The following is a 25,667-nucleotide window of genomic DNA, read 5'->3' as shown; positions in this document are numbered from 1 at the left end:
CCAACGGCGAAGGCCCCGACCGGAGTTCCGGTCGGGGCCTTCGCCGTTGGCGGATCCGAATCAGTCCTCGATTCGGTCCTCGAATGAGTCCTCGCGGCCGACGATGGTCCGCAGCCGCTCCTCGAAGGGCTTGAGCACGGCGTCGCGCTGGTACCTGTCCGCGTGCCTGCGCGCGATCTCGCGCTGCTCCGGCGTCAGATCACGCGCGGCCTTGCCCGCCGCGACCATCGAGGCCGCCAGCTCGTCCACGTCCAGGCTGTTGGCGTTGAACCACAGCGGATAGCCCTCGAGCACGTCCTGGGCGGCGATGCCCGGCGCGTGCACCGAGACGATCGGATGCCCGAAGGCCATGTACTCGAAGATCTTGCCCGAGGTCACATACTTGCCGCCGCCGGCCAGGAAGACCAGCACGTCCGCGTCCTCGTAGACCTTGCCGACCTCGGTCTTGGAGACCGGCCCGCAGTAGCGCAGTCCGGTGTCCTCGGTCCCGTTCTCGGGAGCCTCGTCGTCCAGGCCGAGCTTCTTCTTCAGCGTCGCCGGGCTGTTCTTGAAGAAGCCGAGGTGGCCGTGGATCTGCAGCTCGGCGTCCGTCAGATCGGGATGACGGCGGGCGATCTTGAACGCCTCGGCCATCTCCTCGACGGGCTGCTTGACGGTGAGCGTGCCGAGGTACGCGAACTTCAGCGGCCGCTGCCCCTCGGCAGAAGCTTGCTCGACGGCAGGCGCCTCGGTCTCGGCAGCGGCCTCGGTTTCGGCAGCCTCCCCCGTCTCGGCAGCCGCCCCGGGCTCCGGCTTCTCGGCCGGCTCGGGGGCCGCCGGAATGACGTCCGCGTCCCAGCCGTTCGGGACCACCATCATGCGGTCCGCGACCTCCGGGTACCGCTCCGCGTGCCAGCCCCGCAGCGCCTCGTTCACGAACACCGACGCGGCCGCCTTGTTCAGCATCCGCTTCTCCCAGGCCCAGGCGATATGACCCTTGGGGAAGGCCGGCTCGTCGTGGAACAGGTCCAGCGTCCACGAGTCGCGGTAGTCCATGACGTACGGAACACCCGTCAGCCGGTTGAACAGCCAGGCCGCGCCGAAGGACGCGAACGGGTTGCCGGTGGCGACGACGACGTCGAAGCGCTTCTTGGAGTGCAGCTTCAGCGCGCGTACGACGGAGGCCCAGGCCCACGAGGAGTAGCGCTCCGGGAACAGCTTCGTCTGGCTGAACTGGTACACGCGCTTCGCCATCAGCGGGAAGCTGCGGCGCAGCCAGCTGAACTCACGCAGGTCCTGCTGCCAGGTGTACTGGTTGAGCGACGGCCGCTCGACCTTGATACGCGGATCGACCGTCTCCGAGAGACCCTCGTCCACCGAGCCGATCCTCTTGTAGAGGAAGTCCAGCGGAGACGCGCAGACCGTGACGTCCCAGCCCTTCTCTACGAGGTGGTTGGCCGTCGCCCTGGCGCGGTACACGCCACTCGCCCGGGAGGGCGGGAAGTAGAACGCCAGATAGAGCACGCGTGGGCGCCGGTCGCTGCGGTTCTTCATGGATCTTCCTCGGTGTTGAGATCAGCGAGCGGCTGAGGTCTGCGGAGTCTGCGGGGATACGTCGGAGTCGATGCCGTAACAGACCTTGGGGACTGCCAGGCCGTCGGACTCCCACGCCTGAATCAGTTGTACGGCGCGGGGCACCGAAAGCGCATCAGCGACGACGAGCAGCTCCGGGCCCTTGCGCGGGCCGAAGTGGCGCCAGACCAGCCGGTCGGAGATCTTCGGCCACACCCGGCGGTGCAGCGGGACGAACACCCGCCGGTGGACACGGGCCGCCACTCGGCGCTCGTACGCCTTGAGAGCTCGCTTCGCCTTGCCGGCCAGCGGGCCGCGGCCGGCGACCCGTACGACGAGCCTCGGCACACGGTAGAGCACCAGGCGCTCCAGCCTCCGCGGCAGATGGCGCGCCTCGAGCTCGTCGGCCGTCACCAGCTCCACGCCGGGCTCGAAGCCCTGGTCGAGCCACGGCTTGCGCGCGGCGACCAGGACGACGGCCCGGCCGCCGCGCGCCACAACTTCCGCCGACTCTTCGACCACGGCCCGCTTGCGGGAGGCGCCGAGAGCCAGGAACAGGACCTGCATGTCACTCCATCACGGGGAGTCGGGGAACCAGAGACGGTAGTGCGCCTGGGCGACGGCCTCGTAGCCGTACTGCGCGGCCAGCTGCTCCTGGGCACGCTTCAGATCCAGACCGCCGCTGTCGAAGCGGTCGCGCAGGCGCCGGTAGCCGTCACTGATCGACTCGGCGTTCTCTTCCACATCAATGAGCTCGCCGGCCGCGTCCTCGATGCCGGCCAGCGTCTTCTCGGGTCCACCGCAGCGGGTCACCAGCACCGGCATTCCGGCGGCGATGCCCTCCACGATGGTCATCCCGAAGGTCTCGTACCGGCTCGGGTGGACCAGCAGGTCGTGCTCGCGCATCAGGTCGAGCGCCTGCTCGTGCGGGATCGAGCCGGGCAGGTCCACGGCGTCGCTCAGCCCGAGCTCGGCCACCCGCGCGGTCAGCGGCTTACGCAGCGGGCCCTCGCCGACCATCGTCAGCTTCAGCGTCGGGTCCTGGGCGTGGCACTGGGCGAAGGCCTCGACCAGCCAGCTGACGCCCTTGAGCTCGACCATGCTGCCCAGGTAGAGCCACTTGCGCAGCTCGGTGACCGGGGCAGGGCGGCTCACGTCGAAGGAGATCGGGTTGGGGATGCGCAGGATCTTGTCCGCGTGGTGCGGGAACTGCTTGCTCAGCACCTCGGTGACCTTGTCGCCGACGGCGAAGAAGCCGGTGACCCGGGCCAGCAGCTCGTCGTAGAGCTCGACGGCCTCGGGGTCCTGGAAGACCCGCTCGAGGAACGAGGCGTGCTCGGTGACGAAGACCCTCGCGTCAGGACGGGCGTTCTGCACGGCCGCCCAGCCGCTCGGCAGGCCGACATGGGCGTGCACGACAGGGGCGTCGATGGGCTTGTTGCCGAGGGCCGCGCGCAGCTGCCGTTCGTGGCTGCGGGACTGGGCGCCGTAGTCCTGACCGCGCGGGGTGGTGACCGGGAAGTGCACCAGATCGGCACCGCCGGCGGTGGGCACGCGGTGCGCGGCGCGGGTCACCAGTTTGCCACCGGCCGCTTCCACCGCTTGAGTGGTGGCGGCGTCCATCGGTGCGACCCACGGGTCGCAGTGATAAACCACGAAGCTGTCACAGCCGGGGGCCGTCGCACCGACCATTGCCTGGACGAAAGATCCTCGGAAAGGCAGCTCACGTGTGGGGTACCACGGCGTGACTACGGCCGCATCCCTGGATGCTGCCTGATTCATTACCGACTTCCTCCCCGGAGCACACGTCGAGGCGTCACTTTATCATCGGACGGAATTCGGTCTTCGGCACCGCCGGCGGCCCGTAACCCAAGGTATCGAGGAGCAGTTCACCGTGAAGGTCATCAGCGTCGTCGGCGCTCGTCCCCAATTGGTCAAACTCGCACCGATCGCCGCTGCGTTCGCGGAAACCGACCATCAGCACGTGATTGTTCACACAGGGCAGCACTACGACGCCGACCTGTCCGACGTCTTCTTTTCGGGCCTCGGCATTCCGGACCCCGATGTACACCTCGGCATCGGCTCGGGCAGCCACGGCGCCCAGACCGGCGGTGTGCTCACCGCGATGGACCCGGTCCTCGACGCCGAGCAGCCCGACTGGGTGCTCGTGTACGGCGACACGAACTCGACGCTGGCCGGTGCGCTGTCCGCGGTGAAGATGCACCTCCCCGTCGCGCACCTGGAGGCCGGGCTGCGGTCCTTCAACCGCCGGATGCCCGAGGAGCACAACCGCATCCTCACCGACCACGCGGCCGACCTGCTGCTCGCGCCGACCGAGGAGGCCATGCGCCACCTGGCGGCCGAGGGGCTCAGCAAGCGCTCGGTGCTCGCCGGTGACGTCATGGTCGACGTGTGCCTGCGGATCAGGGACGCGGTGCTGGCCGGCGAGCACCCCAGTCCGGTGCTGCCCGAGGGCATCGACCCCCAGGCGCCGTACCTGCTCGCGACGCTGCACCGTCCGGACAACACCGACGACCCGAAGCGCCTGGCGGCGATCATCGACTCTCTCGCGAACCTGCCGGTGCCGGTGGCCCTGCTGGCGCACCCGCGCCTCGTCGTGCGCGCCGAGGAGCACGGCATCAAGCTGAACCAGGGCTCGCTGCACTCGGGCAGGCCCCTGCCGTACGCCGGTCTTGTCGCCGCCGTCCTCGGCTCCGCCGGTGTGGTCACGGACTCGGGCGGTCTGCAGAAGGAGGCGTTCCTGCTGGACCGCGTCTGCACCACGATCCGCCCGGAGACCGAGTGGGTCGAGACGCTGGAGGGCGACTGGAACCAGCTGGTCCCGAACCCGCACGACCTGGGCGCGTCCGCCTGGGCGGAGATCGCCACGCGTCCGGCCCCCACGGCCGAGCGCGGCCTTCCGTACGGCGACGGCAGGGCCGCCCACCGCGTGGTGGAGTTCCTGGAGCAGCACAAGCGCTAGTACGTACGGCGAAGGCCCCGGTCACCAGTGGTGGCCGGGGCCTTCGTCTTGGTACATCAGCCATCAATTGAGGAACCCCAACGGCGCCCAGCCACCTCCGCGAGAGCGGCGCCGGTTCAGGCGCAAAGGGTGCGTCAGCCGCCGATGACGACCCGGCGTACGCCTTCCCAGCGCTTCGGGTCGGTGGTGCGCCGCCCGTCGACCAGGACGCGGACGTCCGGCAGGTCGGAGGCGGCCAGCTCGCGGTACTCGGCGTGGTCGGCCTGCAGGATCGCGGCGGTAACGGTCTGGCCCTCGTGCGGGGTCAGACCGTGCGCGGTCAGCTCCTCGGCCGTGTACATCGGGTCCGACACGAAGGGGACGGCCCCGCGCGCCTTGAGCGCCTCGACGGTCGGGAAGACGCCGGAGAAGGCCGTCTCCTTCACGCCGCCGCGGTAGGCGGCGCCGAGCACCAGCACGCCCGCGCCGTCCAGGTCGCCGTAGGCGGCGGCCAGCAGGTCCACGGCGTACTCGGGCATGGCGGCGTTCGCCTCGCGCGCCGAGCGCACGACGGTGGCCTCCGGGTCGTTCCACAGGTACATCCGCGGGTAGATCGGGATGCAGTGGCCGCCGACCGCGATGCCGGGCTGGTGGATGTGGCTGTAGGGCTGCGAGTTGCAGGCCTCGATGACCTTCTTGACGTCGATGTCGTTCTTGTCGGCGAACCGGGCGAACTGGTTCGCCAGGCCGATGTTGACATCGCGGTAGGTGGTCTCGGCGAGCTTCGCCAGCTCGGAGGCCTCGGCGGTGCCCAGGTCCCAGACTCCGTTCGGCTGTGCCAGGTCGGCACGCTCGTCGAAGTCCAGCACCTGCTCGTAGAACTCCACGCCGTGCTTCGTCGAGGCCTCGTCGATGCCGCCGACGAGCTTGGGGTAGCGGCGCAGGTCGGCGAAGACGCGGCCGGTGAGCACCCGCTCCGGCGAGAAGACCAGGTGGAAGTCCTCGCCCGCGGTGAGGCCGGAGCCCTGCTCCAGCATCGGGGCCCAGCGGGTGCGGGTGGTACCGACCGGCAGGGTGGTCTCGTACGAGACGAGAGTGCCGGGCTTGAGACCAGCGGCGATCGCCTTGGTCGCGGAGTCCATCCAGCCGAAGTCCGGCACGCCGTCGGCGTCCACGAACAGCGGGACGACGACCACGACGGCGTCGGACTCGGCGACGGCGGCCGCGGTGTCGGTGGTCGCGGTCAGCAGCCCGGCGCCGACGGTCTCCTTGAGCAGACGGTCGAGGTCGTGCTCACCGGGGAAGGGCTCGGTGCCGGCGTTGACCAGCTCGACGACCTTCTCGTTGACATCGGCGCCGATCACCCGGTGGCCCTTGGCGGCGAACTGCACGGCGAGCGGAAGCCCGATCTTGCCGAGCGCGACTACACAGATATTCATCGGGTTACTTTCCTCTTCAACCGGACCAGCAGGGGTCGCACGCGCGACCACCATCTATTCTCGGGCGGGAACAGCAGGCCGGTCAGGACGACCATCCGGCCCTTGGTGTTCACGCGCGCCGCCACTCGATACGGGGTGCCACTGCGCCAGCGCCGGGCAAGCGGCATCGGCTTGTCCGTGCCGCGCACCGGGATCTCATACGTCCAGCCTGCGACATCCACGTAGAGGCGCACGCCCAGCTGGGCCTGGCGGGGCTCTATCGGGATGCGCGCACGGATCACCGTGCCGGCTGAATCGGCAGTGACTTCCTGGGTGAACTCGCCCACCGGGGCCGGGAGTTCATGACCGGCGGGCAGCCTGCGGGCGCCGGCCTTGTCCGCGCTCTTGGGCATCGCGCCCTGGACGAGGCGGATGACGGCCGACTCGGTGTCGCCGGTCAGCGCGGTGCGTACCGCGATGGCCAGGGACAGATTGTCGCCGCTTTGCTCCCACTCGGCCGAGACCAGTTCGGTCCCGGCCGAGAGGCGGCCGGGCACCGATTCCCCGACCAGCTCGAAGACCCGGTCGGGGATGTTCAGCGCGGGGTCCCGGAAGCCCGGGTAGCGGGCGAAGGCCCTGCCGTCCTCCAGGTGGAACGGCGGTGCGCCGTTCGCCTCCTCGTCCTCGATCGCCGCGACGAGCTCGTCCACCGCGCCGCGCTGGGCCAGGGCGAGCCTGACCCGCCGCGTGACCGGCAGGGAGTCGCGCAGTCCGTCCGTGAGGTACTCGTCGGCCAGATCAGCGATTCCGGCGCACACCTCGCGCCTGGTCTGCGGGTCGAGCGCCGGGAAGTCGGCCTGGATGAGCTTGGAGAGCTCCCAGGTGAAATGGCGCTTGAAGACGGTGTCGCGCTGCGGCCCGGCCTCGATGAGCCCGGCCGCCTGCTTCATGATCTTCGCGGTGCAGCGCAGCCGCGCCAGATGATCGGCGCGGTAGGTGATGTTGCTCGCGTCCCCGCGCTTCACCGCGTAGTAGTACGTGTAGTCCGCGAGCACCGAGATCTTCCGGGCCCGCACGCACGCCTCGATGGTGAACGGCTGGTCGCTGCCGACCGGCAGGTCCTCGGGGAAGCGCAGCTTGTACTGCTCCACCAGCTCGCGGCGGAACAGCTTGGTGTTGGCCAGCGTGAACGGCAGCGCCGAGTCGTACAGGCTGACGTCCGGGTTGCTCTTCTTGAAGAGCGCCTGGTGCACATAGCGGCCGTTGGTGCCGACCATCTTGCCGACCACGACGTCCGAGTCGTGCTCGTCGGCACAGGCCACCATCCGCGCCAACGCCTCTTTGCCGAGGTGGTCGTCGGAGCCGATGAAGTAGACGTAACGTCCGGTGACCACGTCCAGCGCCCTGTTGCTGGGCGCGGCCGGGCCACCGGAGTTCGCCTGGTGGATCACTTTGACGGTGTCCGGGTACTTCTGGGCGAAGCGGTCGAGCTCCGCCCCGCTGTCGTCCGTGGAACCGTCGTCGACGGCCACGATCTCAAGCCTGTCCAGGCCAATGCTCTGCCCGACAAGGGAGTTAAGGCATTCCGTCAGATACGGCATCGTGTTGTACACGGCGACGACGACGGTGACATCAGGACTGGTCAAGGCTCCTCGCCCTACTGGGCCGCGGCGTGCGCGGAGAGATCGACAGTGGTACCGCTGGCGGCTGAGCGCAGCACGGCTGCCGCCACCTCTACCGTACGAAGGCCCTGGCGCAGCGTGCAGATGTCGTTGGACTTGCCAAGGACAGCGTCGCGGAAGAGCTCGTGCTCGACCAGCAGCGGCTCGCGCTTCGGGATGGCGTAACGAATCATGTCGCCCTCGGCGACACCGCGGAACGCCTGCAGTGCCTCCCACTCGGTGGCCTGGGCGGCGTTCGAATAGAAGGTCAGGTCGGCGGTGAGGGTGTCCGCGATGAAGCAGCCCTTCTCACCGGTGACCGATGTGAACCGCTCCTTGAGCGGGCTCAGCCAGTTGACCAGGTGGTTGACCATCGTGCCGTCGGAGAGCTGGCCGACCGCGGAGACCATGTCCTCATGCGGACGGCCCGACTTGGAGACCGTGCGCGCCGCGATCGAGGTGTACGTCTGTCCGGTCACCCACCCGGTGAGGTCGATGTCGTGGGTGGCGAGGTCCTTGACCACACCGACATCGGCGATGCGGTGCGGGAAGGGGCCCTGGCGGCGGGTGACGACCTGGTAGACGTCGCCGAGCTCGCCGGCCTCCAGGCGCTGGCGCAGCGAGCGCAGGGCCGGGTTGCAGCGCTCGATGTGGCCGACGCCGGCCACCAGGCCGCGCGACTCGAAGGCGTCGACGAGCCTGCGGGCGCCCTCCACGGTGTCCGCGACGGGCTTCTCGACCAGCGCGCCGACCCCGGCCTCGGCGAGCTTGAGGCCGACTTCCTCGTGCAGCGCGGTCGGGCATGCCACGACGGCGTAGTCGACACCGAGCGAGATCAGCTCCTCGACGGTCGACAGCACGGGGACGCCCTGCGCCCAGCCGTTCTTGTCACCCATCGGGTCGACGACGGCGACGAGCTCGACGCCTTCCAGGCCGGCGAGTACGCGGGCGTGGTGGCGGCCCATCGAGCCGAGGCCGATCAGGCCGGCCCGCAGTCCCTGGGCGGTGGTCACAGGTTCTCTCCAAGCTCGTTCACGGCGGCGACGATGCGCTCGAGGTCCTCCGCGGACAGCGAAGGGTGCACCGGAAGCGAGACGACCTCGGCGGCCGCACGCTCGGTCTCGGGCAGGTCCCAGTTGCGGCCGGCCTTCTGGTCCGGCTCCCAGTACGGCTTCAGCCGGTGGATCGGGGTCGGGTAGTAGACGGCGTTGCCGACACCCGCCTCGGTGAGCTTCGCCATTGCGGCGTCGCGGTCCCCGCTGATCCGGACCGTGTACTGGTGGTAGATGTGGCGCGCACCCTCGGCGACCGTCGGGGTCTGCACGTTCGGCGCGGTGATGTGCTCGGTGAGGTACGCGGCGTTGGCGATGCGCTGCTCGGTCCAGCCGCCCAGCTTCGAGAGCTGTACGCGGCCGACGGCGGCGGCGACGTCCGTCATACGCATGTTGGCGCCGACGATCTCGTTGGCGTACCGCTGCTCCATGCCCTGGTTGCGCAGCAGGCGCAGGGTGCGGGCGATCTCGGCGTCACCCGTGGAGATCATGCCGCCCTCGAGGGAGTGCATGTTCTTGGTCGGGTAGAAGCTGAAGGTGCCGCCGGAGCCGAACGCGCCGACGGGGGTGCCGTTCAGCGCCGCCGCATGCGCCTGGCAGGCGTCCTCGACGACGGCCAGCTTGTGCTTGGCGGCGATGGGCATGATCTTGTCCATCGCGGCCGGGTGGCCGTACAGGTGCACCGGCATGATCGCGGCGGTGCGCGGCGTGATGGCGGCCTCGACAGCCGCCGGGTCCAGGCCGAAGGAACCGGGCTCGATGTCGGCGAAGACGACATCGGCGCCGACCAGCCGGACCGCGTTCGCCGACGCGGCGAACGAGAATGAAGGAACGATTACTTCGTCACCCGGGCCGATACCCAAAGCCAGCAGAAGGAGGTGCAGCGCGGAGGTACCCGAGTTGACGGCCACACAGTGGCGCCCCTCGACGAGCTCCGAGAAGCCCTCCTCGAACGCCGCGACCTCAGGGCCCTGTACGACCCTGCCGCTGCGCAATACGCGTACCGCGGCCTCGATTTCTTCCTCACCGATCACCGGGCGGGCAGCGGGGATGGGCTGCTGATTGCTGCTCGTCATGGACGTCCTCCTTGAACACCGCAAGAGCTCTTTGTGGCAGAGGTCAGGGGCGGAGCGGACGTCTCACGAGGCCGCGCACACCCCTCCGGCGCAAGCCAACGCCCTACCGAGGATCTGGGACCGGTCTTGTCCCGAACCGGGCCGGTCACCCACCGTAGTCTCCGGAACGGGGCCTCACCCGGCAGCGACCGCCGTCACATTATCAGGGATTTCCTAGTCAATTTCGGGGCTGTTAACAGAGCACTGCATCAATTCGGAGACAAAGAGCGCGTCCCACCCCGCGACCTGCGAGGTGGGACACGTTCCGTTCACTGAGGGCTCATCAACTGTTCAGCTATCAGTGGCCGCCGTCACAGACGGCAGCGCCTGCTGCTCGGCCGCGGCGGTCTTCTTCGCACCGGCCTTCTTGGCGGTCGTCTTCTTCGCCGCGGTCTTCTTGGCCGCCGTCTTCTTGGTGGCGGCCTTCTTCGCGGTGGCCTTCTTGGCGGTCTTGCGAGCCGCCTTCTTGGCCGGGGCGGCCTCTTCGGCCGTCGCCGCCTCGGTGTCGGCTGCCGTGGTGCTGCTCACCACGACGACCGCGGCCTCCTCCGCGCCCGAGGGCGAGCCGGCGGGGGCGGTGACCTTGCGGGTCACCCGACGGCGGGCACGCGGCGGGGCCGCGACGGGAGCCTCCTCGGCGACGGGGGCCTCGGGAGCCTCGACGGGCGTCTCAGCCTTCGCCTCGATGACGACCTCCGCCTCGGCGGCCTGCGCCTCAACGGCCTTCGGCGCACCGGCCGGAGCGGTCGCCTTGCGGGTGGCCCGGCGGCGGCCGCGGCCCGTCGGGGCCGCCTCCTCCACGGGAGCCACGGGAACCTCAGGAGCCTCCGGCTCGGCGACCGGAGCCTCGGTCCTGGCCTCGATGACCACCTCGGCCTCAGCGGCCTTCGGCGCACCCGCCGGAGCGGTCGCCTTACGGGTCGCCCGGCGGCGGCCACGGCCGCGCGACGCGGCAGCCTCGGCCTCCGCGGCGCTGCTGTACAGCTCCTCGTCCGGCACGAAAGTGTCCGCCAGCGCCACCGGGGCAGCCACCTCGGCGGCGACCTCCGCCTCGGTCTCGGCCTCGGCCTCGGCCTCGGCAGCGATCTCGTGCTCGTGGACATGCTCCGCACCGCCGCGGCCGCGCTTCTTGGAACGCTTGCCGCCGCCACCGCCACCGGCGACGGTCGGCTGCTCCATGTGCACGATCACGCCACGGCCGTTGCAGTGGACGCAGGTCTCGGAGAAGGACTCCAGCAGGCCCTGGCCCACACGCTTACGGGTCATCTGGACCAGGCCCAGCGAGGTGACCTCGGCCACCTGGTGCTTCGTACGGTCGCGGCCCAGGCACTCGAGCAGTCGCCGCATGACCAGGTCGCGGTTGGACTCGAGCACCATGTCGATGAAGTCGACGACGACGATGCCGCCCAGGTCGCGCAGCCGCAGCTGGCGCACGATCTCCTCGGCCGCCTCCAGGTTGTTCCTGGTGACGGTCTCCTCGAGGTTGCCGCCCTGACCGGTGAACTTGCCGGTGTTGACGTCGACCACGACCATGGCCTCGGTCTTGTCGATCACCAGCGAACCGCCGCTCGGCAGCCAGACCTTGCGGTCCAGCGCCTTCATCAGCTGCTCGTCGATCCGGTTCGTTGCGAAGACGTCGGTCTCGCTCGTCCACCGCTGCAGACGGTCGACCAGGTCCGGCGCGACGTGCGAGACGTAGCCGTGGATGGTGTCCCAGGCCTCGTCGCCGCTGACGATGACCTTGGAGAAGTCCTCGTTGAAGATGTCGCGGACGACACGGACCGTCATGTCCGGCTCGCCGTAGAGCAGCGTCGGGGCGTTGCCGCTCTTGGACTTCTTCTGGATCTCCTCCCACTGCGCCTGCAGCCGCTCGACATCGCGGCGCAGCTCGTCCTCGCTCGCGCCCTCCGCGGCGGTACGGACGATGACGCCCGCGTCCTCGGGGACGATCTTCTTGAGGATGGTCTTCAGACGCGCGCGCTCGGTGTCGGGCAGCTTGCGGCTGATGCCGGTCATCGAGCCCTCGGGCACGTAGACCAGGTAGCGGCCGGGCAGCGAGACCTGGCTGGTCAGGCGGGCGCCCTTGTGGCCGATCGGGTCCTTGGTCACCTGGACGAGGACCGACTGGCCGGACTTGAGCGCGACCTCGATACGGCGCGGGCCGTTGGCCATGCCCAGCGCCTCGAAGTTGACCTCACCGGCGTACAGGACGGCGTTGCGTCCCTTGCCGATGTCGACGAACGCGGCCTCCATGGACGGCAGTACGTTCTGCACCTTGCCCAGGTAGACGTTGCCGACGTACGAGGTTGCCTGCTCCTTGTTGACGTAGTGCTCGACGAGCACGTTGTCCTCGAGGACGCCGATCTGGGTGCGCTCGCCGTTCTGCCGGACGACCATCACGCGCTCGACGGCCTCACGGCGGGCCAGGAACTCGGCCTCGGTGATGATCGGCACGCGGCGGCGGCCCTGCTCGCGGCCCTCGCGGCGGCGCTGCTTCTTCGCCTCCAGACGGGTCGAGCCCTTGATGGACTGCACCTCGTCGGACGGCTCGTCGCTCTTCTGGCGCGCGGGGCGGGGCTCGCGGACCTTGACCACCGTGCGCTCCGGGTCGGTCGTACCCGTCTCGTCCTCGGCGGCGGAGTCACCGCTGCGACGGCGGCGGCGACGACGGCGACGGCTGCTGGAGGTACCGGCGGCGGAGGGGGTCTCGGTCTCGCCGTGCTCCTCCTCGTCCTCCTCTTCCTGGATGTCCTCGGCGGCGGCCTCGTCGGCCTGCTCCTCCGAGGTCTCGTCGGCGTCGGCGGGCTCGCCACGGCGACGGCGGCGGCCACCACGGCGGCGACGGCGCGAGGGGCGGTCCTCGAACTCGTCCGGCTCCTCGCCCTCGGCGGCCTGCTCCGGCTCGGGCTCGGTCTCCGCCTCGGGCTCGGCCTGCTGGGCGGCGTGCGCGGGGGTCTCGACGGGCTCGGCGGGCTCACCGCGGCGGCGACGGCGGCGACGGCCGGCGGGCTCCGGGGCGGCGGTCTCGGCGACCGGTTCGACGATGTCCTCGTCCTCCTCCGGCTCGGTGTCCACGGCAGCGGCGGCGGCCGCTGCGGCCGTCTCCGGGGTCTGGAACATCGGCTCGGTGAATACCGGGGCCTGGAACACGGCCACAGCGGGCCGGGCGGCACGGCGGCCGCGCGCGGGCGCCTCGGCCGCTTCACTCTTCTCGGCCTTCTCGGCCTTCTCGGCCTTCTCCGGGCGGGCGGTGAACTCGGGGGATACGGCACGGCGGCGCGTACGGCCCCGGGTCGCCGCCTTCTCGGCGGCCGCGACCTCGGCCTCGTCGGAGGCGATCTGAGCAACCGCGTCGGCGGGCAGGCTCTCGCCCTCATCGGTGACGGCCTCGTCGCCGTTGGCCTCGACGGCCTGCGGGGCGCCGGCGGGCGCGGTGGCCTTGCGGCCGGCGCGACGGCGGGTGCGGCCGGCCGGAGCGGCCTCCTCTGCGGCGGCCTCCGGCTCGGTGGCCTCGGCCGTCTCCACGGCCTGCGGCGCACCGGCGGGCGCGGACGCCCTGCGACGGGCACGGCCACGCGGCGCGGGGGCCTCGTCTTCGGCGGCAGGCTCTTCGGCGACGGCCTCGGCGGCAGCAGGCTCGGCGACCGGCTCGGGGGCGGTCACCTGGCGGGTGGCACGACGCCGCGTACGCGGCGCGGCCACCTCGGCCTCGGGCTCAGCAGGCTCAGCGGCCTCTGCGGCTTCCGCGGTCTCAACCGTCTCGGCGGGCACGGTGGCCTTACGGGTCGCACGGCGGCGCGTACGCGGCGCTGCGGCCTCCTCCGCGGGGGCCTCCGGCTCGGCAGCCTCGGCGGCCTGCGGCGCAGCGTCAGGCGCGGTCGCCTTACGAGTCGCACGGCGGCGGGTACGCGGCGCTGCGGCCTCCTCCGCGGGGGCCTCCGGCTCGGGCGCAGCGGCGACGGTCTCGGAGACGTCCGTGGCTTCCACGGCGTCCGTTGCTCCCGCGGCCGCCGTCGGCGGTCCCGCGGGGCGCGATGCGGCGCGGCGCCTGCGGCGCGGCGGCAGCGTATCGCTGGGTGAATTGTTCTCGGTCTCTCCGGCAGTGCCGGATTCGTTCGGCTCGAGCATGCGGGCGGTTCTCCCGTCACGCTCCCGGGCGCCACGCCTGATTCCGGTCCGGCCGCGGCCCGCGTGATGTGCGCGGTGCCGCCGTCCGGGGCGCGGGCGCCGCACGGGAGCTGATGTATGGCTCGCCGGTTCCGTACGCGATGTACGCACGGCCTGGCGAAAGTCTTCTGTTCGGTGCGCGGCCCGACCCAGGTGGCTCCCGAGTACCAGGGCTGCGCTACAACGACTGTCCTTACGCGGCGGGACCTTCCGGCGCCGTCGCGACGGCGGCTCCGGCGGCCGTGGGTAGAGCGGCCGGAACTGCCTCGCGGTCGGGCGCGAGCGGGTCGGTCACCGTGCCGGACTCCTCGTCGAAGAGCCCCTGCGCCAGCCTGGTCACCGCTGCGGGGACCGGCGGCGCCAGGTCGGCCACAGCTCGGAGACCGGACAGGACGTCGTCGGGTCGCACGGCAGGTGTCACGTGCCGAACAACCAGCCGCAGTATCGCACAGGGCCCGTCTCCGGGCCTATTGATGAGCGCGGCGGTAGCCGCTCCGGTGGAGCCGCCGCTTGCGTCGGACTGTGGATAGAGCGCCTGCAGGTCCGCTACGGCAGCACGGGCGTCGAAGGTCCGCATGCCGTTCTTCGTCTTCCGCTGGACCTCGACGGTCTCGGCGGCGAGAAAGGCGGACACGGCCTTCGCGGCGTCCTCGACGTCGACCCCGTCGAGCCGCAGCTCCCACACGGATGCGGTGAGCCGGTCGGCGAGGCCTGACGTACGGGCCTCGACGGCGTCGGTGATGTCGAGCCCGCCCGGCAGCGACTCGTCGAGCAGCTCACGCAGCTTGTCGGGGTCGCGGTGCTCGGTGAGGGCGATCTCCAGATACTCGGCCTCGCTGCCCGTGCCGGTGGGTGCGGCATTGGCGTACGACACCTTCGGGTGCGGGGTGAAGCCCGCCGAGTACGCCATGGGCACCTCGGCACGCCGCAGCGCCCGCTCGAAGGCACGCTGGAAGTCACGGTGGCTGGTGAACCGGAGGCGGCCGCGCTTGGTGTAGCGCAGTCGGATGCGCTGCACTGCCGGTGCGGGCGGCGGGCCTTCGGGCTGTCGCTTGCCCAGTGGTTCTTCTCCTCGGTGCGGGGCGGGCGCGGGGGCGCGCCGCCCTCGGACGTGCGGGGTGTTCCCTGGGGGCCCGCCCTGCTCACCCCTGCTTTCGCAAGGAGATCTCGGGTGCGGCCACCGCGCCGGGAACAGTCGTTGTACTACCCAGAGTACGCGCCTGAGGCACCACCGGTTCCCCGGCCTTGGGCACCCGGGGCCCGCCGACGAGCGCGCGCCAGGTTTCCCGCCTGGCCTGCCGTACCGTCTCCCGGGCCGACTGGAGCGCTGCCCGCGTGGCCCGGCCCGCCTCGACGGCGGCCTTCTTGGCCGGACGCCAGATGCCGTCGCGCAGCACGTGCCCGACGGGGGTGCAGACGTTCTGGTAGCACCAGCGCACCGGCCGTCCGACGAGGTTCCAGGCGAGCCACTTGATCCCCCGGCCGACGGCTCGCGAGATGTATCCGGCGATGCGCCAGGCGACACCGACGGCGGCGGCGATCTCGCGGCCGATGGGCGCGAGGATGTGGCGGTAGACCCAGCCGACGGGCGTGACGAGCAGGACCACGACCAGCCAGACGACCGCCGTCCACACCCCGCGGCAGACGGCGGCGATGCCGTGCCCGATCGCGGTGAGCAGCCAGGCGAGCCCGTGGCCGAGCGGGGTCAGCAGCTGCCGGTAGATCCACACCACCGGCACCACGAGCCCGTACGTCACCACCGGCACCACCAGATACCGCCACAGCGCAACCCACGGCCAGACGAACAGCGCCTTGCCGATGAAGACCGCAAGCCACCCCAGACCGTGCCCGACGGGCGTGAGCAGCCGGCGGTAGATCCAGCGCACGGGCGCGACCAGCAGATGCTCCACGAGCCAGGCGAGCCCGTGCCCCAGCGGAGTCAGCAGCTGCCGGTAGATCCACACCACCGGCACCACGAGCCCGTACGTCACCACCGGCACCACCAGATACCGCCACAGCGCAACCCACGGCCAGACGAACAGCGCCTTGCCGATGAAGACCCCGAGCCACACAAGACCGTGCCCGAGCGGCGTCAGCACCATCTCGTACACCCAGGCCATCGCCCGGCCCAGCGGCCGCAGCAGCATCCGCTCCACGGCCCGGCCGCAGACGACGAGGAGGTCCCACACCATCCGTACGGGAACGACCACGAGCAACACCACGATCCGCACCGGTATCCGGATGACCGTGGTGAGACAGCCCTCGCCGGGCTCGTAGCGCGCGGGTGCCTGATGATTCCCGTACGTCTGAGGTGACTTCTCGAACTCCATGTCAGACATGACGCGTCACAGGCCCGTCCGGATCCAGTACCTGCACTGTCCGCCGCGCTCGTCCTCGAAGACGCCCCCGTTGTTCTCAATCACCTTGCGCGAACCGGTGTTGGAGGCGTCGCAGGTGACCAGGACCCGGTCGAGGCCGAGTACGGATGCATACGGGAGGACATCGCGCAGCATCGCGGTGGCATGGCCGCGGCGGCGGGCGCCCGGCCGCACTCCGTAGCCGATGTGGCCGCCGAAGTCGCGCAGATGAGGAGTGAGCCGGTGCCGGATCTGGATGCGGCCGAGGTAGGTGTCGCCGTCGGCATACCAGTACCAGGTGCCGGGCACGAAGCCCGCGGGACGGCGGCCCTCCTCCAGCTCCTCCTGGCGGATCGCGGCGACGTACCGCGCGAAGCCCTCCGGCTCGTGCCAGCTGCCGCCGTACTCGGCGAGTTCGCGGGCCAGCGTGTCACCGAAGTACTCGGCCTCGGCGACGGACTCTTCCACCGACTCGAGGAAGGAGAGACGAAAACGGGCGTCGGGCACTATGAGCTGCGGCATCGGCCCATTGTGCCGGGGCGCGCGAACGCCCGGCACCGTGGCTCACTTGAGGGCACGTCCGTAGGCAGAGACCGAACCGAACAGGACGACTTGCCCGGCGCTACGGTTCCGTCGAGCCGGGCTGGGTGGTCGGGATCCGTTGGGTGAAGAACATCGCGAGGAGGGCGCTGAGAGCGAGGATGGCGAGTGCGGCGCGCAGGCCGTCGAGCCTCGCTGCCTCGTTCGCGTCGAGCGCGGCCTGAGTCACCTCCGTGCTCGTGCCCGCCTCGTCGAGGGCGTCCTTGAGCTGGGCATCCGACAGGAAGGGCACGCCGCTTTGGAGTTCGACGGTCGCCTGGCTCTTGACGTCGGCCGGGATCGCCTCATTCTGCTCGACGCTGGTCAGGAACGAAGCCGTCAGCGCGGCGATCAGGATCGACCCGGCGAGTGCCGTACCGATCGAGGCGCCGAGGTTGGTGACGGCGTTCTGGATGCCGCCGACCTCCGCGCTCTGCTTGTCCGGCACCGCGGACACAGTGACCGATCCGAGCTGAGACGCCAGCGCGCCCATGCCGAGCCCGATCAACAGGAGAGGGATCGTGACGATCTCCGCACCGGCGTCTGCGTCGAGCGCGGCCATCAGGACCACCGCACCCGCGAGCAACGCAAGGATCCCGAGCCGCACCACGCGCCGCGGCGAGACGTGCGGGAAGAGGCGCGGGATCAGGATCGCGGCGGCCAGCAGTGTCAGCGAGAGCGGCAGGATGCGTGCGCCTGTCTTGAGCGCGGACAGGCCGAGGGCGACCGACAGGTAGAGCGGTACGACGAAAAACACGCCCATCTGTACGAGGTACTGGAAGAAAAACATCGTCAGGCCGCCGGTGAGCTGCTTGTTCCGCAGAAGCGCCGGGTCCACGAGGGGCTCCTTGCGCTGCTCCACCTGGCGGGCCTCCCAGCGCAGGAAGAGCCAGATCAGGAGCAGACCCGCCAGCATCAGCCACACGACCAGCGAGATCCCGAGCCAGGAGGGCGCGTCGGGCTTCGGCTGGAACCAGCCCCATTCGTCCGAGCGGAGTACGCCGTAGACGAAGATCCCGAGCCCGAGGGCGGAGAGCGCGGCGCCGACGAGATCGAGGCGGTGGCGTTGGTCGGGTTGCGCGTCGGCGACGCGGCGGGCGAGCACCAGGATGCCGAGCACGATCACGACCTCACCGGCGAAGACCCAGCGCCACGAGAAGTACGTTGTCGCGACACCCCCGATGATCGGCCCGACCGCGATCGCCACGGCTCCTGCGGCCGCGACGAGTCCGTAGGCGGCGGGGCGGCGCTCCACGGCGAAGTTGCCGGCGACGAGCGCCACGATCGCGGGCAGGATGAGCGCCGCCCCGACGCCTTCGAGGAACGACCAGCCGAGCAGGAGCACGGGCAGGTTCGGGGCGAGCGCCGTCGTCAGGGATCCGCATCCGTAGATGCCGCAGCCGATCATGAACGCACGCTTGCGGCCGATGATCGCGCCGACCTTGCCGCCAGGGATCATGAACATCGCCATCACGAGCGTGTAGGCCGTGATCGCCCCCTGGATGCCTGTCACCGTTGTGCCGACATCGTTGGCCACCGTCGCGATCGAAACGTTCATGACGGAGCTGTCGAGCGCCATCAGGAACTGCCCGGCTGCGAGTGTCAGCAGGACGAGTCCCCCCTTGCTCGAACCCTCCGTGCCCGCCTTGGATGTCATGGGGCGCATCGTCCCAGCGTCCCCGGCGGACGGATCCTCGACCCGCTACGGAGATCAGCCGGTTGGCGGCGTCCTCCCAGCGAGGTAACGGCGCGGCCTCGGTACGCCCCTTGGGCACGAACACTGAGGGACGGTGCTCCGGCCCTTGGCAGCCCGAGCCTCCGGCATGGGGACCGGACGCCGTTCAGGTCCCTCTAGTCCGCAGCGTTGACCACACTGAGAGGCAGGAGCTTCTTGCCGGTCGGGCCGATCTGGATCTGTGTGTCCATCTGCGGGCAGACACCGCAGTCGAAGCACGGCGTCCAGCGGCAGTCCTCGACCTCCGTCTCGTCGAGCGCGTCCTGCCAGTCCTCCCAGAGCCAGTCCTTGTCGAGACCCGAGTCCAGGTGGTCCCAGGGCAGGACCTCCTCGTACGTGCGCTCACGCGTCGTGTACCAGTCGACGTCCACACCGAAGGCGGGCAGCGTCTTCTCGGCGCAGGCCATCCACCTGTCGTACAAGAAGTGCTCGCGCCAGCCGTCGAAGCGGCCGCCGTCCTCGTAGACCGCGCGGATGACCGAGCCGATGCGGCGGTCGCCGCGGGAGAGCAGGCCCTCGACGATGCCGGGCTTGCCGTCGTGGTAGCGGAAGCCGATCGAGCGGCCGTACTTCTTGTCTCCGCGGATCTTGTCACGCAGCTTCTCCAGCCGCGCGTCCGTCTCCTCGGCGCTCAGCTGCGGGGCCCACTGGAACGGGGTGTGCGGCTTGGGCACGAAGCCGCCGATCGACACCGTGCAGCGGATGTCGTTCTGCCCCGAAACCTTGCGGCCCTCGGCGATGACGTTGACCGCCATGTCGCCGATCTGGAGAACGTCCTCGTCGGTCTCGGTGGGCAGACCGCACATGAAGTACAGCTTCACCTGACGCCAGCCGTTGCCGTACGCCGTCGAGACGGTACGGATCAGGTCCTCTTCCGAGACCATCTTGTTGATGACCTTGCGCATGCGCTCGGAGCCGCCCTCGGGGGCGAACGTCAGACCCGAGCGGCGGCCGTTGCGGGTCAGCTCATTGGCCAGGTCGACGTTGAACGCGTCCACGCGGGTCGACGGCAGGGACAGACCGATCTTGTCTTCCTCGTACCGGTCGGCCAGGCCCTTCGCGATGTCGCCGATCTCGCTGTGGTCCGCGGAGGACAGCGACAGCAGGCCGACCTCCTCGAAGCCGGTCGCCTTCAGGCCCTTTTCGACGATGTCGCCGATGCCGGTGATGCTTCGCTCCCGCACGGGGCGCGTGATCATGCCGGCCTGGCAGAAGCGGCAGCCGCGGGTGCAGCCGCGGAAGATCTCGACGGACATCCGCTCATGGACGGTCTCGGCGAGGGGGACCAGCGGCTGCTTCGGGTACGGCCACTCGTCGAGGTCCATGACGGTGTGCTTGGACACGCGCCACGGCACGCCGGACTTGTTCGGGACGACGCGGCCGATGCGGCCGTCGGGCAGGTACTCGACGTCGTAGAAGCCCGGGACGTAGACATTGCCGGTCTTCGCGAGGCGGAAGAGCACCTCTTCGCGACCGCCCGGGCGGCCTTCGGCCTTCCAGGCGCGGATGATCTCGGTCATGTCGAGGACGGCCTGCTCGCCGTCGCCGATGACCGCGCAGTCGATGAAGTCCGCGATCGGCTCGGGGTTGAAGGCCGCGTGGCCGCCGGCCAGCACGATCGGGTCGTCCAGGCCGCGGTCCTTCGCCTCCAGCGGGATGCCCGCGAGGTCCAGGGCGGTGAGCATGTTCGTGTAGCCGAGCTCCGTGGAGAAGCTGAGACCGAACACGTCGAAGGCCTTCACCGGACGGTGTGAGTCCACGGTGAACTGCGGGACCTTGTGCTCCCGCATCAGCTCTTCGAGGTCCGGCCAGACGCTGTACGTACGCTCGGCGAGCACCCCCTCGCGCTCGTTCAGTACCTCGTAGAGGATCATGACGCCCTGGTTGGGCAGTCCGACCTCGTACGCGTCGGGGTACATGAGCGCCCAGCGAACGTCGCAGGCGTCCCAGTCCTTGACGGTGGAGTTGAGCTCTCCGCCGACGTACTGGATCGGCTTCTGGACGTGCGGGAGAAGCGCTTCCAGGCGTGGGAAGACCGACTCGACAGGCATCTTGGTGTCTCTCGTGAGCGGGCAAGGGTGACCATCAAGCGTACCGTGACGCTCAGCCGGTCAGATCCGCCCGCAGTTTCGGGGCGGACGCCTCGTTCCACACCCCCGGCAGCTCCGCCTCCCGCTGTGCGGCCTGTGCCTCCTCCCTGCCGTACAGCAGTCCCCAGGTGAATGCGGTCTCCCCCGCCGCATGCGCCTGGATCGCGAGATTCCGCAGGGCTTCGCGGGCCACGACGCTGTCCTGGTGGTCGCCGAGCACCGTCTGCACGGCCTTCACCCTCTTGGCGAACTTCTTGGCCGCCTTGCCGAGCGCGGGCGTCGCCGCCTCGCCCGCGTACCGGGCGCGCTTGGCGGCCTTGCGGGCGTCGTGCATGGCCAGGTCCCGCTCTTCACCGGGGGGCAGCTCCAGGGCATGGTCGATCCGGGCGGCCAGCCGGTCGTAGTCCTTCAGGACCGCCTTGGGGATCACTCTGGCGGCCGCACCGCCCGCCGCCTTCAGCAGCGGCGGGTCGCTGAGCAGCGCGTCCAGCGACTCCAGGAGCGAGAGGTAGCGCTTGGTGTCGAGCACGGCGACGGCCTTGCGCCGGGCGCCTGCGCCATGGGCGGCGGTCCAGATACGCAGCCGTCCGCGTACCGGGCCGAGCAGCAGGGTCCTGGGCACGGTGTCGATCCGCGACCGCAGCCGCTCGGTGAGCACCTCCTGGTCACGGGCGACGCCCAGCTCGCCCGCGAGCCACTGAAGCTCGTCGCCGATCGGATCGGTGACGGTCCGGTCGATGACCTTCCGGTACGTCTTGAACGCGCTGCGCATCCGTCGTGTGGCGACCCGCATCTGATGTACCGAGTCGGGCAGGTCACGGCGCACGCCGGGGTCGTACGCGAGCAGTGCGTCGGCCTGTTCCCGCAGGTAGGCGAGGATGTGCTCGCCGGCGGTCTGCGGAGGTTCCGGGGAGGGTGGTGCCGCCCGCTTGTCCCCCTTGGGGGCGGTCTCCGCCAGCGCCCTGGCCAGCTTCGACGGCGCCTTCGCCGGGCGCACGCCCGCCTTGCGAAGCTTCTTCTCGACCGCGTCGAGGATGGACGGATCCGCGTCGTCGGCGAGCTCGACCTCGATCTCGTCCCACTGCGCCGTGCGGCCGCCGTCGATGAGGCGTTCCGCGCGGACCGCGTCCCTGCTCAGCTCGGCCAGCAGCGCGCCGTCCGCGTCGACCAGGTGGCGGACGTCCCTGGAGGACCGCAGGCGCACCACGGGCGCGAGTGCGGCGTCCCGGGTACGGGCGCGGACCAGGCCCTCAAGGCTGTGCGGGACCGTATCGGACAGGGGTGCGCTGATCTCGTCCCGTACGCCCGGGGCGACCGGGAGCTTGAGGTGCCAGCCCGCGTCCGTGCCGCCCGTCCTGCGGCGCAGGGTGATGGAGGCGGCGGCGAGGCGCAGGTCGGCGGTGTCGTAGTAGACGGCGTCGAGTTCGGCGACGCCTCTGTCATGGACGGCCGACACCCCTGCGACCCCGGTCAGGTCCGGCAGTCGGGTCTCGGGAGTGGCTTCGTACTTCCGCTCGATCTCACGCTTCGTATCCGCCATGAACTGAATCTAGTTGCCTGGGCGCCTCTGTGGCATCCCCATGTGTTCACCTAGGCAGTTATCGGCCGCTGCACCCGGATCGACTGGAGCAGCCCGATCGCGATCCAGACCGCGAACATGGAGGTGCCTCCGTACGACACGAACGGCAGCGGCAGGCCCGCCACCGGCATGATCCCGAGCGTCATTCCGATGTTCTCGAAGGACTGGAAGGCGAACCAGGCGATGATCCCGGCGGCCACGATCGTGCCGTACAGCTCGGTTGTCTCACGTGCGATGCGGCAGGCGCGCCACAGGACGACGCCGAGCAGCAGCAGGATCAGGCCCGCCCCCAGGAAGCCCAGTTCCTCGCCCGCGACCGTGAAGACGAAGTCCGTCTGCTGTTCGGGGACGAACTGGCCGGTGGTCTGGGAGCCCTTGAACAGGCCGGTGCCGGTCAGTCCGCCCGATCCGATCGCGATCCGCGCCTGGTTGGTGTTGTAGCCGACGCCGGCCGGGTCGAGCTCCGGGTTGGCGAACGCCGCGAAGCGGTTGATCTGGTACTCGTCCAGCAGCCCGAGCGCGGTGACCATCACGCCACCGATGACGCCGGCGCCGATCAGCCCGATGATCCAGCGGTTGGAGGCGCCGGAGGCGAGCAGCACCCCGAGCACGATCACCGCCATCACCATCACCGAACCGAGGTCCGGCATCAGCATGACGATCACCATCGGCAGGACCGCGAAGCCCAGGGACTTGGCGACCGTCCGGTGGTCGGGGTGCAGTTGGTCGCCCGCGTCCACGCGCGCGGCCAGCAACATCGCCATCGCCAGAATGATCGTGATCTTCACGAACTCCGAGGGCTGGAGGGAGAAGCCGCCGCCGATCACGATCCACGCGTGCGCGCCGTTGATGGTCGCGCCGAGCGGCGTGAGCACCAGCAGTACGAGCACTACGGAGAGTCCGTACAGCACCGGGACCGCGCCGCGCAGGGTGCGGTGCCCGAGCCAGATCGTGCCGATCATCAGCGCGAGGCCGATCCCGGTGTTGAGGGCGTGACGGAAGAAGAAGTAGTACGGGTCGCCCTGGTTGAGCTCGGTGCGGTTCCGGGTCGCCGACCACACCAGCAGCGTGCCCACCAAGGACAGCGCGATCGCGGACAGCAGCAGCGGCCAGTCGAGCTTGCGCACCACGGAGTCGCGGGCGGACAGCTGCGACCACAGGCCACCTCGCTTGGGCCCGTATCCGGAGACGGAGAAGCCATTCGTGCCGGCCATGGCTCAGTCCCTCCGCGCGGGTGCGCCCGCGAGCTGCTGTTCCTCGGCCGGAGGCTCCTCTTCCTCAGGCGCGTACGGCTCGATCTTGGGGGCTTCGATGGAGCCGTCGGGCTCGATCTTCGGCAGTGCCGTCTGCGGCTTGGGCAGCAGGGCCTTCTTCAGGTCCTGACCGCCCTCCTCGTCGAGTCCGTACATCGCCTCGTAGATCTTGCGCACGGCCGGTCCCGAGGCACCGGATCCGGTGCCACCCTGGGCGATCGTCATGATGATCGTGTAGTCCTCGGTGTACGAGACGAACCAGGAGGTCGTCTGCTTGCCGTAGACCTCGGCGGTACCCGTCTTGGCGTGCATCGGGATCTTGTCCTGCGGCCAGCCGCCGAAGCGCCAGGCGGCCGATCCGCGGGTCGTGACTCCCGCGAGGGCTTTGTCTATCTGCGACCGGGTGTCGGCGTCCATGGGCAGCTTGCCGTGGGACTTCGGCTTGATCGACTGGACGGTCTTGCCGTCCGCGCTGATCACGGCCTTGCCGATGGTGGGGTTGTACAGGGTGCCGCCGTTGGCGATGGCCGCGTAGATCGTGGCCATCTGGATCGGGGTGACGAGCGTGTCGCCCTGGCCGATGGAGTAGTTGACGGAGTCACCGGCACGCATCCGGTTGCCTTCGAGGCAGTTCTCGTACGCGATCTTCTCGACGTAGTCGCCGTCCTTCTTGCCCTGCTTGCACCAGCCGTCCTTGTTGGCCTCCCAGAAGCTCTGCTTCCACTGACGGTCGGGGACACGGCCCTTGACCTCGTTGGGGAGGTCGATGCCGGTCTCCTTGCCGAGGCCGAACTGGTGGGCGGTCTTGTAGAACCAGTCGTTGGTGCGCTTCTTGGGCTTGATGCCGCCGTCCTTCTGCCACTCCCGGTGGGCGAGGCCGTAGAAGACGGTGTCGCAGGAGACCTCCAGGGCCCTGCCGAGGCTGATGCTGCCGTAGCCCCTTGACTCGAAGTTCTTGAAGACCTGGCCACCGACGGAGTACGAGCTCGGGCAGGGGTAGTCGCCGTCGAACGGGTAGCCGGCGTTGACCGCCGCGGTCGAGGAGATGACCTTGAAGATCGAGCCGGGCGCGGCCTGGCCCTGGATCGCGCGGTTCAGCAGCGGGTAGTTGGAGTCCTTGCCGGTGAGCTTGGCGTAGTCCTTGCCGGAGATGCCGCCGACCCAGGAGTTGGGGTCGTACGTCGGCTGCGAGGCCATCGAGACGATCCGGCCGGTCTTGTTCTCCATCACCACGACGGCGCCGGCATCCGCCTTGTACTTCTCGCCGGTGTTCCTGTCGGTCTCCTGGCGGGCGGTCTTCATCGCCCCGTTGAGCTCGTACTCCGCGACCGCCTGGACGCGTGCGTCGATGGAGGTGACGAGGTTGGCGCCGGGCTGGGCCTCGTCCTTGGCCGCCTGGCCGATGACGCGGCCGAGGTTGTCGACCTCGTAGCGGGTGACTCCGGCCTTGCCGCGCAGCTCCTTGTCATAGGTGCGCTCGATGCCCGAGCGGCCCACCTGGTCGGAGCGGAGGAACGGCGAGTCGGTGTCCTTGGCCTTGGTGATCTCCTCGTCGGTGACGGGCGAGAGATAGCCGAGGACCTGCGCGGTGTTGGCCTTGCCGGGCGCGGTGTAGCGGCGTACGGCGGTGGGCTCGGCGGTGATGCCGGGGAAGTCCTCGGCGCGCTCGCGGATCTGCAGGGCCTGCTGGGTGGTGGCCTCGTCGGTGACCGGGATCGGCTGGTAGGGCGAGCCGTTCCAGCAGGGCTGCGGCGTCTTGGCGTCGCAGAGCCTGACCTTGTCCATGACGTCCTTCGGCTTCATGCCGAGGACGCCCGCGAGGCGGGTGAGGACGCCTTTGCCGTCGTCCTTCATCTTCATCAGCTCGGTGCGGGACGCGGAGACGACGAGGCGGGTCTCGTTGTCGGCGAGCGCGATGCCACGGGCGTCGAGGATCGAGCCGCGGACGGCGGGCTGGACGACCTGCTGGACGTGGTTGTTCTTCGCCTCGTCGGTGTACTCCTGGCCGTTGCGGATCTGGAGGTACCAGAGGCGTCCGCCGAGGGTGAGCAGGAGGGAGAAGACAAGTACCTGGATGACGACGAGCCGGATCTGGACCCGGGGGGTCCGCCCGGTCTCCGGAATGTTGCTCACGGTGCTGCCCCCTCG

The 25,667-nt window shown here is 69.9% G+C and carries 18 protein-coding genes; 1 reads left to right on the top strand and 17 read right to left on the bottom strand.

What is annotated here, in order from left to right; all coding sequences use genetic code 11:
• Window positions 1–60: 60 nt before the first annotated feature.
• The 4 genes from ACZ3H8_RS33615 to ACZ3H8_RS33600 form a co-directional block, all read right to left on the bottom strand.
• Window positions 61–1,533 carry a glycosyltransferase gene (locus ACZ3H8_RS33615; protein WP_467408178.1) on the bottom strand — a complete coding sequence of 491 codons (1,473 nt, stop codon included), beginning with the start codon at window positions 1,531–1,533 and terminating at the stop codon, window positions 61–63.
• A gap of 21 nt (window positions 1,534–1,554) precedes the next feature.
• A complete protein-coding gene (locus ACZ3H8_RS33610) occupies window positions 1,555–2,118 on the bottom strand; it encodes a hypothetical protein (RefSeq protein ID WP_467408177.1) in 564 nt (187 codons plus the stop codon).
• A gap of 9 nt (window positions 2,119–2,127) precedes the next feature.
• On the bottom strand, window positions 2,128–3,243 hold the full coding sequence (locus ACZ3H8_RS33605; protein ID WP_467408175.1) for a glycosyltransferase family 4 protein: 1,116 nt from the start codon (window positions 3,241–3,243) through the stop codon (window positions 2,128–2,130).
• Between the two features lie 124 nt (window positions 3,244–3,367).
• Window positions 3,368–3,547 carry a hypothetical protein gene (locus ACZ3H8_RS33600; RefSeq protein ID WP_398989223.1) on the bottom strand — a complete coding sequence of 60 codons (180 nt, stop codon included), beginning with the start codon at window positions 3,545–3,547 and terminating at the stop codon, window positions 3,368–3,370.
• On the opposite strand from ACZ3H8_RS33600, the gene wecB reads away from it, so the two are divergent.
• Window positions 3,482–4,534, top strand: coding sequence for a non-hydrolyzing UDP-N-acetylglucosamine 2-epimerase (gene wecB / locus ACZ3H8_RS33595; protein ID WP_398989199.1), 1,053 nt, complete (start codon window positions 3,482–3,484; stop codon window positions 4,532–4,534). The genes ACZ3H8_RS33600 and wecB overlap by 66 nt on opposite strands.
• Before the next feature lie 134 nt (window positions 4,535–4,668).
• Here the strand turns inward: wecB and ACZ3H8_RS33590 are convergent, their stop codons facing one another.
• The 13 genes from ACZ3H8_RS33590 to mrdA form a co-directional block, all read right to left on the bottom strand.
• Window positions 4,669–5,952: a nucleotide sugar dehydrogenase gene (locus tag ACZ3H8_RS33590; RefSeq protein WP_307663541.1), complete on the bottom strand. Its 1,284-nt coding sequence runs from the start codon at window positions 5,950–5,952 to the stop codon at window positions 4,669–4,671.
• Window positions 5,949–7,577, bottom strand: a complete 1,629-nt coding sequence (locus tag ACZ3H8_RS33585) for a glycosyltransferase family 2 protein (RefSeq protein WP_467408173.1) — start codon at window positions 7,575–7,577, stop codon at window positions 5,949–5,951. Before ACZ3H8_RS33585 ends, ACZ3H8_RS33590 begins: the two co-directional genes overlap by 4 nt.
• A gap of 11 nt (window positions 7,578–7,588) precedes the next feature.
• Window positions 7,589–8,605 carry a Gfo/Idh/MocA family protein gene (locus ACZ3H8_RS33580; RefSeq protein ID WP_467408170.1) on the bottom strand — a complete coding sequence of 339 codons (1,017 nt, stop codon included), beginning with the start codon at window positions 8,603–8,605 and terminating at the stop codon, window positions 7,589–7,591.
• Complete coding sequence (locus ACZ3H8_RS33575) at window positions 8,602–9,720, bottom strand: DegT/DnrJ/EryC1/StrS family aminotransferase (protein ID WP_307663538.1); 1,119 nt, start codon at window positions 9,718–9,720, stop codon at window positions 8,602–8,604. Before ACZ3H8_RS33575 ends, ACZ3H8_RS33580 begins: the two co-directional genes overlap by 4 nt.
• Before the next feature lie 330 nt (window positions 9,721–10,050).
• Entirely contained in the window at window positions 10,051–13,887 is a 3,837-nt protein-coding gene (locus tag ACZ3H8_RS33570; protein ID WP_467408167.1) for an Rne/Rng family ribonuclease, read from the bottom strand.
• A 232-nt stretch (window positions 13,888–14,119) separates the two neighbouring features.
• On the bottom strand, window positions 14,120–14,944 hold the full coding sequence (locus ACZ3H8_RS33565) for a TIGR03936 family radical SAM-associated protein (protein ID WP_467408165.1): 825 nt from the start codon (window positions 14,942–14,944) through the stop codon (window positions 14,120–14,122).
• Window positions 14,945–15,068: 124 nt separating this feature from the next.
• The gene (locus ACZ3H8_RS33560) at window positions 15,069–16,256 is read right to left on the bottom strand and encodes a hypothetical protein (RefSeq protein WP_467408163.1); all 1,188 of its coding nucleotides are present in this window, start codon (window positions 16,254–16,256) and stop codon (window positions 15,069–15,071) included.
• A 15-nt stretch (window positions 16,257–16,271) separates the two neighbouring features.
• Window positions 16,272–16,805: a GNAT family N-acetyltransferase gene (locus ACZ3H8_RS33555; RefSeq protein ID WP_467408160.1), complete on the bottom strand. Its 534-nt coding sequence runs from the start codon at window positions 16,803–16,805 to the stop codon at window positions 16,272–16,274.
• Between the two features lie 100 nt (window positions 16,806–16,905).
• A complete protein-coding gene (locus ACZ3H8_RS33550) occupies window positions 16,906–18,519 on the bottom strand; it encodes an MFS transporter (RefSeq protein WP_467408158.1) in 1,614 nt (537 codons plus the stop codon).
• Between the two features lie 194 nt (window positions 18,520–18,713).
• Complete coding sequence (locus ACZ3H8_RS33545) at window positions 18,714–20,648, bottom strand: TIGR03960 family B12-binding radical SAM protein (RefSeq protein ID WP_467408157.1); 1,935 nt, start codon at window positions 20,646–20,648, stop codon at window positions 18,714–18,716.
• Between the two features lie 52 nt (window positions 20,649–20,700).
• Complete coding sequence (locus tag ACZ3H8_RS33540; protein WP_467408154.1) at window positions 20,701–22,227, bottom strand: CYTH and CHAD domain-containing protein; 1,527 nt, start codon at window positions 22,225–22,227, stop codon at window positions 20,701–20,703.
• Between the two features lie 50 nt (window positions 22,228–22,277).
• Complete coding sequence (gene rodA / locus ACZ3H8_RS33535) at window positions 22,278–23,480, bottom strand: rod shape-determining protein RodA (RefSeq protein WP_467408152.1); 1,203 nt, start codon at window positions 23,478–23,480, stop codon at window positions 22,278–22,280.
• A 3-nt stretch (window positions 23,481–23,483) separates the two neighbouring features.
• The gene (gene mrdA / locus ACZ3H8_RS33530; protein ID WP_467408150.1) at window positions 23,484–25,652 is read right to left on the bottom strand and encodes a penicillin-binding protein 2; all 2,169 of its coding nucleotides are present in this window, start codon (window positions 25,650–25,652) and stop codon (window positions 23,484–23,486) included.
• Window positions 25,653–25,667: the final 15 nt, after the last annotated feature.

The sequence above is a fragment of the Streptomyces sp. NPDC002868 genome (assembly GCF_055563295.1).
Note: the sequence above shows the minus strand (reverse complement) of the source record. Positions and strands in the feature narration are given on the sequence as shown.